16 protein-coding genes are annotated in these 16289 nt (G+C 59.6%); 12 read left to right on the top strand and 4 right to left on the bottom strand.

Annotated elements, in window-relative coordinates:
• Positions 1 to 42: 42 nt before the first annotated feature.
• On the bottom strand, positions 43 to 1869 hold the full coding sequence (locus tag A6U86_RS16940; RefSeq protein ID WP_068393438.1) for an ABC transporter ATP-binding protein: 1827 nt from the start codon (positions 1867 to 1869) through the stop codon (positions 43 to 45).
• 478 nt (positions 1870 to 2347) lie between these two features.
• Here A6U86_RS16940 and A6U86_RS16935 point away from each other — a divergent pair, with 478 nt between their 5' ends.
• The 4 genes from A6U86_RS16935 (at position 2348) to A6U86_RS16920 (ending at position 6684) form a co-directional block, all read left to right on the top strand.
• On the top strand, positions 2348 to 3043 hold the full coding sequence (locus tag A6U86_RS16935) for a GntR family transcriptional regulator (RefSeq protein WP_068393435.1): 696 nt from the start codon (positions 2348 to 2350) through the stop codon (positions 3041 to 3043).
• 228 nt (positions 3044 to 3271) lie between these two features.
• Complete coding sequence (locus tag A6U86_RS16930; RefSeq protein ID WP_244509958.1) at positions 3272 to 4495, top strand: MFS transporter; 1224 nt, start codon at positions 3272 to 3274, stop codon at positions 4493 to 4495.
• A gap of 243 nt (positions 4496 to 4738) precedes the next feature.
• Positions 4739 to 5416, top strand: coding sequence for a FadR/GntR family transcriptional regulator (locus A6U86_RS16925; RefSeq protein WP_068393433.1), 678 nt, complete (start codon positions 4739 to 4741; stop codon positions 5414 to 5416).
• Positions 5413 to 6684, top strand: coding sequence for an MFS transporter (locus A6U86_RS16920; RefSeq protein ID WP_068393431.1), 1272 nt, complete (start codon positions 5413 to 5415; stop codon positions 6682 to 6684). Before A6U86_RS16925 ends, A6U86_RS16920 begins: the two co-directional genes overlap by 4 nt.
• A gap of 138 nt (positions 6685 to 6822) precedes the next feature.
• Here A6U86_RS16920 and A6U86_RS16915 read toward each other — a convergent pair whose 3' ends face one another.
• Positions 6823 to 7284, bottom strand: a complete 462-nt coding sequence (locus A6U86_RS16915; RefSeq protein ID WP_068393428.1) for a MucR family transcriptional regulator — start codon at positions 7282 to 7284, stop codon at positions 6823 to 6825.
• A 493-nt stretch (positions 7285 to 7777) separates the two neighbouring features.
• Between A6U86_RS16915 and A6U86_RS16910 the strand changes: the two genes are divergently transcribed.
• Entirely contained in the window at positions 7778 to 8173 is a 396-nt protein-coding gene (locus A6U86_RS16910; RefSeq protein ID WP_068394049.1) for a GtrA family protein, read from the top strand.
• Between the two features lie 30 nt (positions 8174 to 8203).
• On the opposite strand, the gene A6U86_RS16905 is transcribed toward A6U86_RS16910, so the two are convergent.
• Positions 8204 to 8602 (bottom strand): NUDIX domain-containing protein, encoded by a 399-nt coding sequence (locus tag A6U86_RS16905; protein WP_068393425.1) that lies wholly within the window; start codon positions 8600 to 8602, stop codon positions 8204 to 8206.
• A gap of 55 nt (positions 8603 to 8657) precedes the next feature.
• Positions 8658 to 9629 carry a dienelactone hydrolase gene (locus A6U86_RS16900; RefSeq protein ID WP_068393422.1) on the bottom strand — a complete coding sequence of 324 codons (972 nt, stop codon included), beginning with the start codon at positions 9627 to 9629 and terminating at the stop codon, positions 8658 to 8660.
• 175 nt (positions 9630 to 9804) lie between these two features.
• Here A6U86_RS16900 and A6U86_RS16895 point away from each other — a divergent pair, with 175 nt between their 5' ends.
• From A6U86_RS16895 to A6U86_RS16865, 7 genes are all read left to right on the top strand, one after another.
• Positions 9805 to 10131 (top strand): PadR family transcriptional regulator, encoded by a 327-nt coding sequence (locus A6U86_RS16895; RefSeq protein WP_068393419.1) that lies wholly within the window; start codon positions 9805 to 9807, stop codon positions 10129 to 10131.
• Positions 10128 to 10700, top strand: a complete 573-nt coding sequence (locus tag A6U86_RS16890) for a DUF1700 domain-containing protein (RefSeq protein ID WP_068393416.1) — start codon at positions 10128 to 10130, stop codon at positions 10698 to 10700. The genes A6U86_RS16895 and A6U86_RS16890 overlap by 4 nt, the downstream gene beginning before the upstream one ends.
• Positions 10701 to 10734: 34 nt before the next feature.
• Positions 10735 to 11442: a DUF2807 domain-containing protein gene (locus tag A6U86_RS16885; protein ID WP_068393414.1), complete on the top strand. Its 708-nt coding sequence runs from the start codon at positions 10735 to 10737 to the stop codon at positions 11440 to 11442.
• Between the two features lie 132 nt (positions 11443 to 11574).
• Positions 11575 to 12096 carry a homoprotocatechuate degradation operon regulator HpaR gene (gene hpaR, locus A6U86_RS16880; protein ID WP_068393411.1) on the top strand — a complete coding sequence of 174 codons (522 nt, stop codon included), beginning with the start codon at positions 11575 to 11577 and terminating at the stop codon, positions 12094 to 12096.
• A gap of 98 nt (positions 12097 to 12194) precedes the next feature.
• Complete coding sequence (locus A6U86_RS16875; RefSeq protein WP_068393407.1) at positions 12195 to 13181, top strand: helix-turn-helix domain-containing protein; 987 nt, start codon at positions 12195 to 12197, stop codon at positions 13179 to 13181.
• A gap of 102 nt (positions 13182 to 13283) precedes the next feature.
• Complete coding sequence (locus A6U86_RS16870; protein WP_068393404.1) at positions 13284 to 14690, top strand: aldehyde dehydrogenase family protein; 1407 nt, start codon at positions 13284 to 13286, stop codon at positions 14688 to 14690.
• Positions 14691 to 14692: 2 nt separating this feature from the next.
• Positions 14693 to 16288, top strand: a complete 1596-nt coding sequence (locus tag A6U86_RS16865) for a GMC family oxidoreductase (protein ID WP_068393401.1) — start codon at positions 14693 to 14695, stop codon at positions 16286 to 16288.
• Position 16289: the final 1 nt, after the last annotated feature.

Genomic DNA, 16289 nt, shown 5'->3' with positions numbered 1-16289 from the left:
GAATCTGTTTCCTCTTCAGATCGTTGCTGTGGCTCAAACTGTTCAGGCGCTTCTTGCGATAAAGTGGCCCGAATTGATTTCCTCGCGCGCGAGGATTGGCGGCTCGTCGCCGACGCGACGCACGGGATTTGGAATCTCCCCCTCGATCAGCGCGGTCTTGCGCTCGACCGTCGGATCGGCGACCGGCACGGCGGATAGCAGGCGGCGGGTGTAATCATGCATCGGCGTTTCGAAGACCTGCCTGCGGCTGCCCATTTCCATGATTTGCCCGAGATAGAGCACGGCGACGCGGTGGCTGATCTTTTCCACCACAGCCATGTCATGGCTGATGAACAGGTAGGCGAGGCCGCGCTCGGCCTGCAAATCCATGAACAGATTGATGATCTGCGCCTGGATCGAGACGTCCAGCGCCGAAAGCGCCTCGTCGGCGATGATGAGCTTGGGGTCGGAGGCGAGCGCGCGAGCGATGCAGACGCGCTGGCGCTGGCCACCGGAGAATTCGTGCGGATAGCGATCCGCATAGGCGGAGGAGAGGCCGACACGCTCCAGCAACTCGTCCACCCGGCGGCGTATCTCTTTCGATCCGGAGATGATGCCATGCGTGTTGATCGGTTCCGCGATCGAGAAGCCGACGGTCTTGCGCGGGTCGAGCGAGGCAAAGGGATCCTGGAAAATATATTGCACGTCCCTGCGCAAGCGGAAACGTTCCAGCGCCGACATCGCGGCGAAGCTTTTGCCGTTGAAGGAGATTTCGCCGGAGCGAGCCTTCTGTAATTGCTGGATCGTGCGGCCGATGGTCGATTTGCCGGAGCCGGACTCGCCGACCAGGGCGAGAGTTTCGCCCGGATGAATGTCGAAACCGACCTTCTGGACGGCACTGCAGCGATGCGTAACCTGACCAAGGATATTTTTTCTTATATCGAAGCGCACGAAGAGATCGCGCACGGACAGAAGCGGCGGTTGATCATAGCGGGCGGTGTTTTGAACCCGTTCCTCGCCGACGATTTTCGGTTCGCCATCCTCAAGGACAGTCAGCGGCAGGCGCTTGGGAAAGTCCTCTCCTGTCATGCTGCCGAGCTTTGGCACGGCTGCAAGCAATGTGCGGGTGTAGGGATGCTGCGGATTGGCGAATATCTCGCGAACCGGGCCTTCCTCGACCTTCTTGCCTTTCCACATGACCACCACGTCGTCGGCCATTTCGGCGACGACGCCCATGTCATGGGTGATGAAAATCATGCCCATGCCGAGATCTTTCTGCAGGTCCCGCATGATATTGAGGATCTGCGCCTGGATGGTGACGTCGAGCGCCGTTGTCGGCTCATCGGCGATTAAAAGCTTGGGGCGGCAGGCGAGCGCCATGGCAATCATCACGCGCTGGCGCATGCCGCCGGAAAGCTGATGCGGATAACGCTTCAACAGCGCTTCGGCATCCGGCAGGCGCACCATTTCGAGAAGGCGCTGCGCTTCGGCCATGGCAGCGGATTTGCTGACATTTTCGTGCAGCAGAAGGACTTCGCAGATCTGATCGCCGATGGTGAAGACAGGGTTCAGCGAGGTCATCGGCTCCTGGAAGATCATGGCGATCTCCTTGCCGCGAATGGAGCGGACTTCCTTCTGCGAGAGCTTGAGCAGATCCTTGCCGTTGAAGGAGATACTGCCGCTCTCGAAGCGTGCGCCCATCATATCGGCAAGCCGCATGATCGAAAGCGATGTCACCGATTTGCCGGAGCCGGATTCGCCGACGACTGCGAGCGTCCGACCGGGTGCCACGGAAAGCGAAAGGCCTTCCACCACGCGGTTTTCGCCGAACCGGACCGTCAAGTCCTTGACCGACAAAAGCTGCCGGCTTGCGTCCGTCGCCATCGTCATGCGCTCACCTCGGTATTGGGAATGCAGGCCCTGGAGCTTCCGGAGTTCTGCGGATCGATGCGCGTGACCTGTGTTTGCATTTTCGCTGTTGCCTCGCCGAGATCACCGCTAGGATTGGATACTAGTGCGTTGATGCCTGCAATCATTCGATCCTGGAAAATCAAGCGATATTCTCCTCCAAATCAGACGGCTGATGGTCATCTGTATCCGCGTTCCCATTATATTTCTTGAAACACGAGATAGCATCAAACAACAATCTGGTCTACATTGTTGAACAATTTTAGCGGTGCGTGTCAAATAATGGGAGGAACTTGCGAGAAATCGTCCAACGGACCGGCGCCGTTGAGGAGCCAATCCAATATCTGTGATCAGAAATCCGATTGCTTGTGAGCCTTTGTGGCGATGCGTAGCTTGGCGGAGGATAGAGATGTTGAGCAGGTACCCGCAGTCCGATTTATCGCAAGCGCCAGGGGAGCAAATGAAGCAGACAAATCTTGCGAGTATCGAGCCGACTGCGGCTGCTGCGGAAACGGGTCAGACGGTAACGGAACTGACGGCGGCGCGGATTAGGGAGCGCGTGATCAGCGGAACCCTGTCGCCGGGCAGCCATCTCTCCGAGGCGGCTCTGTGTGAGGAATTGCAGATTTCGCGCAATACGCTGCGGGAGGTCTTTCGGCTGCTGACGACGGAGGGTGTGCTGCGCCACGAGGCCAATCGCGGCGTTTTCGTCACCACGCCGAGCATATCGACGATCATAGACATCTTCCATATTCGCCGGCTGATCGAGTGCTCCGCACTTGCCGGCGCGCATCATCGCCATCCGAGCGTCGGCAAGATGCGGGCGGCCATCGATGCCGCGATCCGGCATCGTGATGCGGGCGAATGGCTCAGCGTCGGCAGCGCGGATATTGCCTTTCATGCTGCCATTGTCGAGCTTGCTGATAGCCCCCGGCTCTCCGCATTCTATGCGCAGATATCGCTGGAACTGCGTCTTGTCTTCGGCTTGATACGAGATCCGGAATATCTGCATGCTCCCTATGTAGGGCAAAACGCCACCATCCTCGCTCATCTCGAGGAGGGTGCGACGTCGACGGCGGCCGAGGCGCTGGAGAAGTATTTGTATCAGGCGGAGCGCTTCATCCTGGCCGCTTATTCACGGGCCATGCCCGGTTGATGCCATTGGTGTGATGAATGATGTGGACAATCCGTGCTGGATGGGGCAAAGCGCGATGCAACCGTTTGCGTCCCGATCTGCTTTGGCGGAAGGGTATGCGGCACCCCGGATGAAGGCGTGATTTCCATCGGCAGCAAACAGCGGTTTGGCTGCAATCGATCGGGATAATCGTGTGGCGTTTAGCCGGAGCTGACATTTCGGCAACCGATTATGACGGGCGATGAGCTTATGGACACACAATTCCTGGCGGCCTCCAGCAAGGCCACGGCGCTTCAACAGGTATGGGCCTCGCCGCTATATCGCGGCGCGACGCTTGCTCTGTTTCTTTCGGGGGTGGGGGTCTCGGCTTCATTGCCGCAAATCGTCGTGTTCCTCGTAAAGGAACTCGGAACATCCCTGCCGGTTGCGGGGCTCTACTATCTCACGGGCCTTGCAGCACCGGTCGCCGGTTATCTGGTCGGCAATTACTCCGACAGGACCGGTCATCGCCTCGGTCTCTTCCGGCTGTGTGCTATGGCCGGGGCTCTTGGGTGGGCCGGATTTGCGGTTTCCAACGCGCCCTGGATACCCTTCGTCATCGGTGCCGTCGTGCTCGGCTTTTCCGGGTCGGCCACATCTCAGCTCTTTACCGCCATCCATGACGATCTGAGCAGAAACACGTCGGGAGCAAACGAGAGCGTGGTGGCGATCGTTCGGATAGCATTGACGGCAGGCTGGGTGGTCGGCCCGTTTCTCGGCACCTGGGTTGCCGCGGAAACGAGCCTGCGTGCCATGTTCTGGGCAACGTCGATCTGTTTTCTGGCGCAGATCATCCCGCTCGGAACCTTGCGCGTCTCGGCCAATCCCAGGCCGCGAGCAAGCCAAGCAACTGGCATGGGTAGCTCGACGCGCTGGTCCGAGATGCTGCCTCTGTTGGCGTTTACCGGCCTTTACGTTCTCGTCTATGCCGGTGAGCCGATCAAGTATGGCTTCCTTCTGCTTTACATGGAGGAGCACCTCGGGATCGACCCGGGCGTCCGGGGTGCCGTCATCGGAACGCAGCCCTTGATCGAACTGCTTCTGATGCCCTTCAGCGTCATGCTCGCGCGACGGATCGGAACGCTCTGGCTCATGTGCATCGCGGCAGCATTCGGCGTCGTCGCCAATTTGTGTTTTGCCATGTGGCCAAGCGCCATCGGCATGTTTGCCGGACAGGTTCTGATGGGCGGTGTCTGGGGCTTGTACATGGTTCTCGGCCTGATCGTTGCCCAACGACTTCTTCCGAATGCCGTGGCAACCGCTTCGGCAATTTTCATGAGCTCGTCGGCGCTGGCGAGTGCGCTTGGCGGCGGGATCGGAGGCGTCGGTGTTGCCTATCTCGGCCTTCCCAATGTCTTCTACATTCCCGCGGCGTTCTCACTGGTGGCGGTTATCGGTCTGGCCGTCATGGCGAGGCGCGGCGTCATCCGATAAGCGCCGCCGGCCGGTAGTTTAATATTTCGCATTGGGCGGCTTTCGGATCATCCCAAACCTGTTAAAGGCCCTTCGTCCGACCACCGGGCCTTGCCATTCTGCTCTACTGCGCTGGCGTCAGACGGCACAGGTAGAGAAATACGATCCTCGTCCGGCGATCCGGCATGGGCGCGAACACGTGTTGACGGAGGCGCACCTTTCAACTAATCATAAAGTCATCTGATGACTTGACAAGGTTGAGCCATGCGCGCCCTGACCAAAACCACCCTTGCGGATACTGCCGTGGAGGCCATTCGCAGCGAAATCCTCGCTCGACGCTGGCTTGTTGGTGAGAAGCTCCCCAATGAAGCCTCACTCTCCTCGATGCTGTCGGTCAGTCGCGGCACGATCCGCGAAGCCGTACGGGTCCTGGCCTCGCAAGGCTATCTGGAGACACGCCAGGGGTCTGGCACCTATGTGCGCTCGACAGCGGATTTCGGGCGTCCCCTCGACATGGCCCGCCGCGCCGGCTTGAGAGATCAGTTCGAAACCCGGCTGGCCCTTGAGATCGAGGCGGCACGGCTCGCCGCACTGCGTCGTACGCCAGAGGTGATATCCCAGTTACGAGCGTTGCTCGTTGCGCGCGGAAATTACGAGGGGGGAGGCAAGGCCGCCTTCATCGAACGCGACCTTGCCTTCCACAAGGCTGTCATCGCCGCTTCGCAGAACAGAGCGATGGTGGAGATCTACGAGTTCTTCTCTCTATCGATTGCCGACACCATCGAGGCGACGCTTGGCGCGGATATTCCGGAGCCGGATATGCAGGCGCATGTCGCGATCGTCGATGCCATTGAATCCGGTGATCAGGAAGCGACCGGTTTTGCCGTGCGCCGCTTCATGGCTCCCGTTATCGCTGCTCTTGATCGGTTGCTGATGTCATGACCATGCCTTCGCAGAATGCCTCCTCGCTCGATTTGATCGATGCCGAAGCCGATGAGCTGCCCCCGCCACAGCCGCACAGGGGCAAATCGCCCATTGGCCGGTTTGTTCTAGGCGCAAGCCTGGTGCTGATCGCTTTCAATCTCAGGCCGGTCTTTTCGAGCGCGTCGGCGCTTTTGCCTGAGATCAGAACCGGGCTCGATCTGTCCTCCTTCGGCGCCAGCATCCTGACGACGCTGCCCGTTGTCTGCATGGGATTGTTTTCGCCGTTCGCACCGAGGCTTGCACAGCGTGTGGGAACCGAGCGCGTCTTGCTGGGCCTGATCCTTCTGCTTGCGCTCGGAACGGCGCTGCGCGGCTTTTCCTCGATTTCCATGCTGTTCCTGGGAACCGCGATAGCCGGCGCCTGCATCGCCGTTGGCAATGTGCTCCTGCCTGGGGTCGTCAAGCGCGATTTCCCGGACAAGGCGGCGCTGATGACGGGTTGCTATACGATGGCGCTATGTGCCGGCGCGGCGAGTGCGGCCGGACTGACCTTGCCGATCGAGCATGCCCTTGGTGGATCGCTTGGCGGCGCGCTCGCTGCCTGGGCGCTGCCGGCCCTGGTGGTCGGGCTTTTATGGCTGCCGCAGGTCATCGGGACGCGCAGCCAGACCCGCCGCAGCGGTTTTCGCGTCACCGGGCTCTGGACCGATCCGATCGCCTGGCAGGTGACGCTGTTCATGGGGCTGCAATCGGCGCTCGCCTACTGCATCTTCGGCTGGCTCGTTCCGATTCTGCGCGAGCGCGGGCTCGACGGCGTGACGGCGGGTGCGATCGTATCGGTCTCGGTCATGGTGCAGGCAGCTTCCTGCCTGGTGGCACCTCATATAGCCGTCAAGGGTCGGGATCAGCGCGCCATCAATGTCAGTCTTTGCGTGATTGCCGTCGTGGCCTTGCTGGGCCTTCTCTTCGCGCCGCTTTGGACCGTGTGGTTCTGGGCCGTGCTGCAAGGCATAGGACAGGGAGGATTGATCGCGGTAGCGCTAACAGTCATCGTGCTACGCTCGCCTGACGCGCATGTTGCCGCGCATCTTTCCGGTATGGCGCAGTTTGTCGGTTATCTGCTGGCCGCAATCGGCCCGCTCGTCGTCGGGATGATCCATGGCTGGACGGGCAGCTTTGCCTGGAGCTCGGTTCTGTTCGTCCTGCTCGGCCTGGGTGCCGCCATTAGCGGCTGGTTTGCCGGGCGCGCGATTTCGGTCAATGCCAAGACGGTCGAAACGCCATAGTTTCGGTCGGCCATCATCGAAGGAACTGCCCCAGACGCGCCGCCGGGAGGCGGAGCGACGCCGGCAAGGCGCCGCTCAATCGGTGTTAATGGCACTGGTCCCAGCGTCGGGAGTTGCTGAGATAAAGCCGGCCGAATTTCAGCCGGCTTTTCGCCGCCGCCGCGCCGGAGCCTCGTCCGGGCTCTGGGCAGGTTTCGAGTGGCCCAGCAAGGCCTTCTTGGCCAGCGTCGACCTTGTGGCGGCATAGGATGCCGCAACCATCGGATAATCCGCAGGCAATCCCCATTTCTTCCGATATTCGTCAGGCGAAAGCCCGTATTTCGTGTTCAGATGCCGTTTCAGCGACTTGAATTTCCCGCCATCTTCCAAACAGATCAGATATTCTTCGGTGATGGATTTCTTGATCGGGACGGCTGGCTTCAGGGTCTTTTCCGATTCCGACATGGCGGGGGTAAACGATCCTGTTAATGCCGCGTGAGTCTCGAGAATGAGCCTGGGCAAATCTTCCGGCGCAGTCACATTGTGTGCAATATATGCAGAAACAATCATGCTGGTGAGTTCAACAAAGATTTTATTGTCTGCGGTATGCTCTTTTTCCATTTTCCAACGCCCTATACTATCTGCGCGTCATTATAACTAATGCTGCTCGCGATAAAATAAAAAACTTAGTACACAAAATGTTTTTATGATGGCGAAATCGATTCCTCAATAAATGCGCAGCATCGATAATACGGAATTATTTATATTACGATGGAATATATTAGGCTCAAATTTTTGTATTGTGGACCATGCAAGCAGTACGCGGCTTTCCGGTGTGGAAAAGATAGCGAATAGTTTTGCCGGGACGAATTTCGGTGCTTTCACCATTGGCCAAGTGGTAGTGGAGGACCAGCCGCAAGCTGTCCCGTGGCTGGCGGACTGTCTGCGAGGCCCGATAGGGGCATATCTCCGCCATTCCAGGATCGACACGTCGCTTGCAGCGCATCGCTGTGAGTGCGCTTAAAGATTTCTTGCACAAGTGGCGTGCATAATTTCGAAGGACAGTCTGCATCGCAAATATCGAGTTCTAGGCCCGCCGATGATTTCCCGCCTGATGAAGCAATCCCTGTTTTCGGCTGAAATCCGGTCGACCTTTGCGCGCTATCTCATAACCGGCGGGTTTGCCGCCATAATCGACGTGTCGGTGTTTTCCTACTTCAACAGCCTCCAGTTCGGAGTGCTCGCGGCCGCGACAATAGGCTTTGTCGTTGCCTGCCTCTTCAATTACATCGCGTCATCGATCTTCGTCTTCGCGGCGAACTGGCGCTCGGCGACACGCGCTCTGTCCTTCCTGGCCGCGGCCCTTATCGGCCTGTCGATCAACGTGTCGATCACGTTTTATCTCTCCGCCTATGGACTCTGGCCGGTCCTTGCAAAAATCATCGGGATCGGAATTGCCTTCATCGCCAATTTTTCGATGAATTCCCTCATCGTCTTCCGGCGGCGTTAGCCGACACAGCCTGTTCCGATGCGGGTTGCCTCATTGCCGATGGAACGGCAGGATATGGTGCTCGGTCAGCGGCGCCATTGGCAAATTGCCGGGACGGAGGGGAGAGACCCAGCGGATTTCCTCGATCTCCGCCGTCGCCCTGATCTCGATATCGCCGACCTCAAGCCGGAAGACATCCGCAACGACGATATGGTCAGGCTCATTGGCTGCTGGTGCCTGGAACTTGCCGAGGAATGTCAGAGCTTCCGTTTCCACGGCGAGCCCCAACTCCTCGAAAAGCTCTCTGGCGAGAGCCTGTTCGAGTGCTTCCTGCGGCTCGATCTTGCCACCCGGCTGCATGAAGGCCGTGGTGCCGCGCTTGCGCACAAGCAGCGTATCTCCGTCGGGGCGCAATAGCAGCGCCGCGGCTATCCGTATCGTTTTCGCCATGCGTCAATCTGATCGGATTCGCGGCGGGGTTTCAACTGTGTGGCTGCCTTCTCCGTCAGGGCTGTTTTTCATCCACCAGATGTTTGCGGAAGAAGGCAAGTGTCGCGGCATTCAATTCCCGATGAAATGCTACCCGGTCGAAATTCGGTGGGTCTGCGCAGATGACCGATGCGGTCTTTGCCAGTTCGTCAGGGCAGGGAGGCAGGAAGTCGAAATGCTGCGAGTTGGGCACGGCGTGAAATTCGGGCTTTTCCGGTAGCTGACTGGCTATCGCCACGACACTTTCCGGCGTCACGCCATCGCCGCCGCGTTCCGACCCCCAGAGCTGCACGGGCACCTTCACCGCGTTGAAGCTATCCGGCGTGAAAAAGACACTGAGTGGGTCGGCAATCACAGCGGCCTTGATGCGTGGATCATGGGTCAGTTCCGGAAGCGTGCCTTTGTGGATCTGATCGCAAAGTGCACTGTCGTTACCCTCGCACGCTCTCAGGCGCTTGCCGAAATGCGGGTTGGCACCGATGGCGACGAGGCCGGTATATCCGCCACGCGAAAAGCCGAAAAATCCAACGTGCGCGGCATCGATCTTGGCCGCATCCGGCCATGAGCCGAGCATGAAGTCGAGTGTCCGCTTGATGTCGGCTGGCCGCTCGACGAAGACCGAGGGATAGTCGATGCGGCTCTTGTCCAGGGCGTTGTCACCGGGGTGACTGATGGCGACGACGACAAAGCCTGCATTCGCCGGTGTCTCCGCCGTGTCATGGTGACCGATGAACGTGCCGCCTCTGCCATGCGAGATGATGACAAGCGGCAGCTTCTCTCCTTTGACCGGGCAATCCTTTGTCGCGGCCATGGTGAAGGGGCCGACCTTGATGTCGCCGACCGGCCGGGCGCACGGATACCAGACACCTCCCTTGATCGCCGGAAGGGAGCCTTCGCCCGCCACCTCGATCAGTTGGAAGCCGGCGGCATGTGCCATCGAGGTCGCGAGGGACAGGGAAGCGGCAAGAATGAAGCCAAGGCGGGTCATTGCAACAGCTCCTTTATTGAGAGGTGGGGGCCCGAAAGCGGGCGGTGCGCATGCATCACGAGGAAGCCTTGAGCCATCATTGTCCCGACTGGATGATGTGGCTCCGCCCCTGAATAGCCAGTACCTTGCATAAACAGATAGCTTGTTATATGTATTTTGTAAACCCGAGGCTTTCATGACCGACTCGATCCAAGTTCAACTGCGTAAAGGCGCCCTCGATCTGTGCGTCCTGGCCGTGCTGTCGCGGGGCGAAAGCTATGGTTATGAGATCGCCAGCACCCTGGTCGCGGCAGTCGGCATGGGGGAAGGTACGATATACCCGCTGATGCGGCGGATGCAGAATGACGGTCTGGTGGCAACGCGCATCGTCGAGTCTGCCAACGGACCGCCGCGTAAATATTACCGGCTCACGCCGCTCGGCCAGACGGTTTTTGAAGCTCATCGCCGTGACTGGCGTTCCTTTGCTGACGCTGTCGATAAACTTCTTGAGGATTTGCCATGACCAGGGACGCCTTCTTGCGCACGCTGAGACTGGGGCTTGCCGGCCTGCCGCCTCAGGAGATCGAGGATATCGTCGCCGACTATGCCGGCCATTTTGCGGAATCCGAGGCTTCGGGACGCAGCGAAGCCGATGTTGCGGCGGCATTGGGCGATCCGGCCAGAATTGCCAGGGAGTTGCGCGCCGATGCCGGGCTGCGTCGCTTCGAGGCGCATTGGAGCGTGTCGAACCTCCTAGCCGCCATGATGGCACTGGGGGGCCTTGCCATCGTCGACATTCTCTTTTTGCTGCCGCTGCTGATCGTCACGATGTTTGTCACCTTAGGCGTTGCGATCGGGCTTGTCGTGATCGGTGTGGTCGGTTTGAAGATCATCCTGACAACCCTGCTGTTTCACATCGGCGGACCTATCATCGGGATATTGGCGCGCCTGCTCATCGGCGCCGGGCTCGTAAGCTGCCTCATCGGCGGCGGCGCCTTGCTGCTCATGGCTCTGGGCGCGGGCACCCGCATGCTCGGCCACTACGCCCGCCTGCATTTCCGCTTGGCTCAACCCGAACATGAGCGGGCTTGAAGCTTTCGTCACGCTGCGTTGAAGGAGCAGGACAATGATTGGAAGGTTAGCACTCGTCGCAATAGCCGGAACGATCGGCGCAGTTGTTCTCCTATCGCTGGGTATCGGGCTTTCCGGGCGCGATCGGGTCGACGCCATGCATTTGTGGGGCACAATGCGATCCTCCTGCGAACCCACGGCACCAACACGCGAGCAGGTGACGCTGCCATTTACCGCGACCGACACTATGGTGGTCGATCTGCCGGCCTCCGTTCGATATCAGCCGGGAGACAAGGCAGAAGCCGTGGTGACCGGCGATCCGGCCCTTCTCGATCACGTGCGGATCGCAGGTGGCAGACTAAGCCTGGACTGCGATCCGGGCTGGGGTGAAGCCCGGGTCGATGTCAGCCTCTCGGGACCGGTAATATCGAATTGGAAACTGCTCGGCAGTGGTGACCTTACTCTGTCGCAGATCAATCAGCCGCAGTTGCGGGTGAGCATCAAGGGTAGCGGCAGTGTGGCTGCGAGCGGAGCTGCCGATACTGTCGGCCTCGACATCTCAGGTTCGGGCGCGGCGCGTCTCCAGGAACTCACAGCCAAGTCCGTGCAGATCGATATTCGCGGCAGCGGCGACGCACAGATGACCGCGCAGGCGGATGCTGACGTGTCGATTTCCGGGAGCGGCAATGTCGAGTTGTTCGGGCATCCGGTGCTGCGTCGTTCGCAGATCCGGGGCAGCGGTCGCATCGTGCAAACACCATAAAACTATGACTGGAAAGTGGGCACAGGGCCATGCCTTTGCTGTGGGCGCTTGTTTGAGATTTTGTGATCGTCTTGCACTGTATGATTCTCATGTTAATCAATGAGAAGAGTGATCTCAGCGAACATGCGAAACATGCCAGATAAAATAGATAGCGACGCCAGGCAGCCATCGGGATTCGATGCCGATAAGACAAAGTCCAAACGGCCGCTGCGCGATCGCCGCCGTTCCCTGGCAATAGGGCTCTTGCGTGCCCGCGAGGCGGTTATGAGCCATTTCCGGCCGATCCTGGTCGCGCATGATGTCACCGAACAGCAATGGCGGGTCATTCGTGTGCTCTCCGAGGCCGGTCAGCTCGATGCAACGGAACTGGCCGACAAGGCATCCATTCTGGCTCCAAGCCTGACGCGGATGATCCGGTCGCTTGAGGAGCGCGGCTTCATCACCAAGCACAAGGATGAGGCGGATGGCAGAAGGGTGCTTTTGCAGATCACGCCGGCGGGAGAGGCGATCGTCGAAGACGTCATGCCGGAGAGCCTGAAGGTCTATGCCGACATCGGTGTTCGCTTTGGTGCGGAACGCGTGGACCAGCTTCTCGACATGCTGGAGGAATTGGCGGCGCTGAAGCTGGATAACGGCTCGGTCGGTGATGAGTAAGGTCGCATTTCAATTTAATTAATGTGTTAAATATTTAATTGACGGACGAGGGGATCTGTAGCAGTCTTCGGCAGTGCTGACACTGTTGGGAGGCAGAGTTGGATCTATTGCAGAACCGCAGCCTCGTGGATCGAACCTGGTCGCCGACACCCTATGATCAATGGGTGGACGATCTCCAAGGTATTTGCGGAAATTTCAATCCTCATACGGTGAAACGCGGCGATAGCGTGATCGGGACCGCCAGTCGCATCGACGTGTGTGGCATGGAGTTTGCCCATGTCTCCAACGATCTCGATTATGTTCACCGCGATTGGGACGACATCCGCCGCGATGCCAATGAGCACCTGTTCCTGATCCTTCAGCTCGAGGGCGTCTGCGGGGTCGAACATTCCGGCCAGCAGAACATTCTTGATGTCGGCGAATGCATTCTCGTGGACTCCACGCGCCCGACCACCTTCTATTTCCGGGGCCACTTCTCCAACCATCTGTCGCTGCATCTGCCGCGTCAGCTGATGTATTCCGATAGCAGGATGGATTTCGATGTGGCGCGCAAGCTTGTCGCCAGCGATCCGATGGCGATGATGCTGCGGGCGCTGATCGCCAAGATGATGACGACGCCGGACAGCGAAGCGGCCTCGCCATTCCTTCGTCAGCTGATGTTCGATACGACGCGCCAGGCGTTTCTGTCGACCGGCATGCAGACGGCAAGTCTGAATTCACTGCACGACAGCGCGAGCAAGCGCATGCAGATGGTCGATATCCTGATCGACAGGCATCTGACGGATACCGATCTCAATGCCAAGTGGCTGGCGACGCGGCTGGGTGTGTCGATCCGCACTCTGCAGCAGGATTTTCAGGGCATGGGCATGACCTGCACGACCGTCATTCGCGACAAGCGCCTGCGCTTGGCACGCGAGAAGATCGAGCAGCTTAAAGAGCAACGCAATCCGACGACCATCGCCGAAGTCGCCTATTCGGCCGGTTTCAACGACATCTCCTATTTCAATCGCAGCTTCAAGGAGCTGTTCGATTGCGCACCGAGCGAGCTGCTTCGCCCCACCGAGCCGGCACATAAAGCAGGCTGACGCGCAGTCTGCGCTCCAGTCCAAGACGAGGCGCGTTTCTCCCCAAGACGGGTCTTCCGGCAAAAGTCATAGTCCTCCCATAAGTCACGGGAGGAGAATATCGTGAAGCAGTATACCCTGCTTATCGGCGGCGAGCCTGTCGCCACGTCCCATCATGCACCGGTTGCAAATCCGTCGAATGGTGACACTGTCGGCTATATGCCGCTCGGCTCGGAAGCAGACCTCGATCAAGCGGTCGCCGCTGCCGCCAAGGCCTTCAAGACCTGGTCGCAGGTTTCGAACGAGGAGCGCGCCAGCGCTTGCCGTGCCATGGCCGAAAAGATCAATGAATATGCCGAGGAACTAGCCCAGATTCTGACGCGGGAGCAGGGCAAGCCGCTCAACGGCCTTGGCTCCCGTTTCGAGATCGGCGCCGCGCTCGCCTGGACGCGCCATACCGCCGAACTCGATCTGCCCGTCGAAATCCTGCAGGACGATAGTGAAGGCCGGGTCGAGTTGCACCGCAAGCCTGTCGGCGTCGTCGGCTCGATCACGCCGTGGAATTGGCCTGTCATGATCGCCTGCTGGCATATCGTACCAGCAGTGCGCGCCGGAAACACCGTCGTCATCAAGCCATCTCCTTTGACGCCGCTTTCGACCATCCGCCTTGTCGAGATCATGAACGAGGTTCTGCCAGCGGGCGTCGTCAACGTTATCACTGGCGAAAACAGCATCGGCGCTGCCCTGTCGGCCCATCCGGGCATCGCCAAGATGACCTTCACCGGTTCGACGGAAACCGGCAAGAAGGTCATGGCCTCCGCAGTCGCGACCTTGAAGCGCTTGACACTGGAACTTGGCGGCAACGATGCGGGCATCGTTCTGCCCGATGTCGATCCGAAGGCGATCGTCGAAGGCCTGTTCTGGGGTGCCTTCATCAACAACGGCCAGACCTGCGCGGCGCTGAAACGTCTCTATGTGCACGACAGCATTTATGAAGAGGTTTGCCAGGGCCTTGCCGACTACGCCGCCAAGATCGTCGTCGGCGATGGTTTGGATGACGCAAGCATCCTTGGCCCGGTGCAGAACGAGATGCAGTTCAACAAGGTGCAGGAACTTGTCGACGATGCGCGCGCCCATGGCGGCCGTATCCTGACCGGCGGAGCACCGATGGATCGGCCTGGTTATTTCTACCCGATTACGCTTGTTGCCGATGTCGACCATGGCGTGCGTCTGGTCGATGAGGAACAGTTCGGTCCCGCCCTGCCGATCATCCGCTACAGCGATATCGATGAGGTGATTGCGCGCGCCAATCAGAACCCGGCAGGTCTTGGCGGCTCGGTCTGGTCCGCCGATGTCGAGAAGGCCAAGCATTATGCGATGCAGCTCGAATGCGGTTCCGTCTGGATCAACAAGCACGGCACTATCCAACCTAATGCGCCTTTCGGTGGGGTGAAGCAGTCCGGTATCGGCGTCGAGTTCGGCGCCGAAGGACTGAAGGAATTCACGACGATCCAGACGGTGTTGAGCTGACCATGACGAGTTACGACTATATCATCGTCGGTGGCGGCTCCTCGGGTTGCGTGTTGGCGAACCGGCTTTCCGAAAACCCGGCGCATAAGGTCTTGCTGATCGAGTCCGGTCGCCGGGATGCCGATCCCTGGATTCATATCCCCGCGACCTTTTTCAAGGTGCTGGGCAAGGGGATCGACATCCATCCCTATGCCTCGAACCCTGACAAGGGCTTGAACGGGCGGCCGAGCATCGTGCCGCAGGGCAATGTTTTGGGCGGCGGCAGCTCGGTCAATGCGATGATCTACGTTCGCGGCCATCGCAACGATTACGACACCTGGTCGCAAATGGGCTGCCAGGGCTGGTCCTATGATGACGTGCTGCCGGCCTTCCGCTCGCTTGAGAATAACGAGCGGCTGAACGGCCATTTCCACGGCAAAAAGGGCGGGCTGCGCGTCTCCGACCCTCGTCACCGCCATCCATTGAGCGAGGCCTTCATCAAGGCGGCGACTGAAATCGGCATTCCCCATAATGACGATTTCAACGGCGAGAATCAGGCAGGGGTCGGCTTCTATCAGAGCACGACCTATGGCGGCCGTCGCTGGAGTTCGGCGCAGGCCTTCCTGCGCGAGGCGGAGAAGCGGCCGAACCTGACCGTGCTGACGGAGCGCAAGGTCGCACGTATCCTGTTCGAGGGACAGAAAGCCGTTGGTGTCGAGCTGCTCGACGGCACGATATTCAAGGCATCCCGCGAGATTGCGCTGACCGCCGGTGCCATCGCCACGCCGAAGATCCTGCAGCTTTCCGGTATTGGCGATGGCGAGCATCTCGCCTCGCTCGGCATCAAGGTCGTCGCCGACCTGCCGGGGGTCGGCAGCAATTATCAGGACCATCTGGAAGTGCCGGTGCAGGGCGAGACGCGCGAGCCGATCTCGATCCTCGGACATGACAAGGGGCTGCGGGCGGCCGGCCATATGCTGCGCTATCTGACCTCGCATCGCGGCCTGCTAACGTCCAACGTCGTCGAGTGCGGCGGCTTTGTCGACACCTCGGGCACGGGGCAACCCGATGTACAGTTCCACGTCCTGCCGTGCCTGATCGGCTTCGTCGATCGCGAACCGGAACCTGGCCATGGGCTCAGCATCGGCCCATGCTATCTGCGGCCGAGGTCGCGCGGCTGGATACGGCTCAAGAGCGCCAATCCGGCAGAGCAGACGGATTTCAACGCCAACCTGTTGTCCGATCCGGCCGATATCGAGACCTTGGTGCGCGGCGTCGAGACGGCGATCCGTATTCTCGATGCGCCGGCGCTTGCCAAGCTGGTCAAGCGCCGGGTGCTGCCGAAGCCGGGTGTTGAGAAAGATCCCGAAGCTTTGCGCGATTACATCCGCCAATCCTGCAAGACCGTGTTCCATCCGGCAGGAACGGCCCGCATGGGTCGCGCTGACGATCGCATGGCGGTCGTCGGACCGGATTTGAAAGTGCGGGGGATCGAGGGGCTGCGCATCTGCGACGCCTCCGTCATGCCGACGCTGGTATCCGGCAATACCAACGCGCCAACGATGATGATTGCGGCAAAAGCCGCTGCCTTCATGACTGGAAAGGCGATTTCCGGCTGAG

The organism is Rhizobium sp. AC27/96, from assembly GCF_001692325.1.
Taxonomy (GTDB): Bacteria; Pseudomonadota; Alphaproteobacteria; order Rhizobiales; family Rhizobiaceae; genus Rhizobium.
Note: the sequence above shows the minus strand (reverse complement) of the source record. Positions and strands in the feature narration are given on the sequence as shown.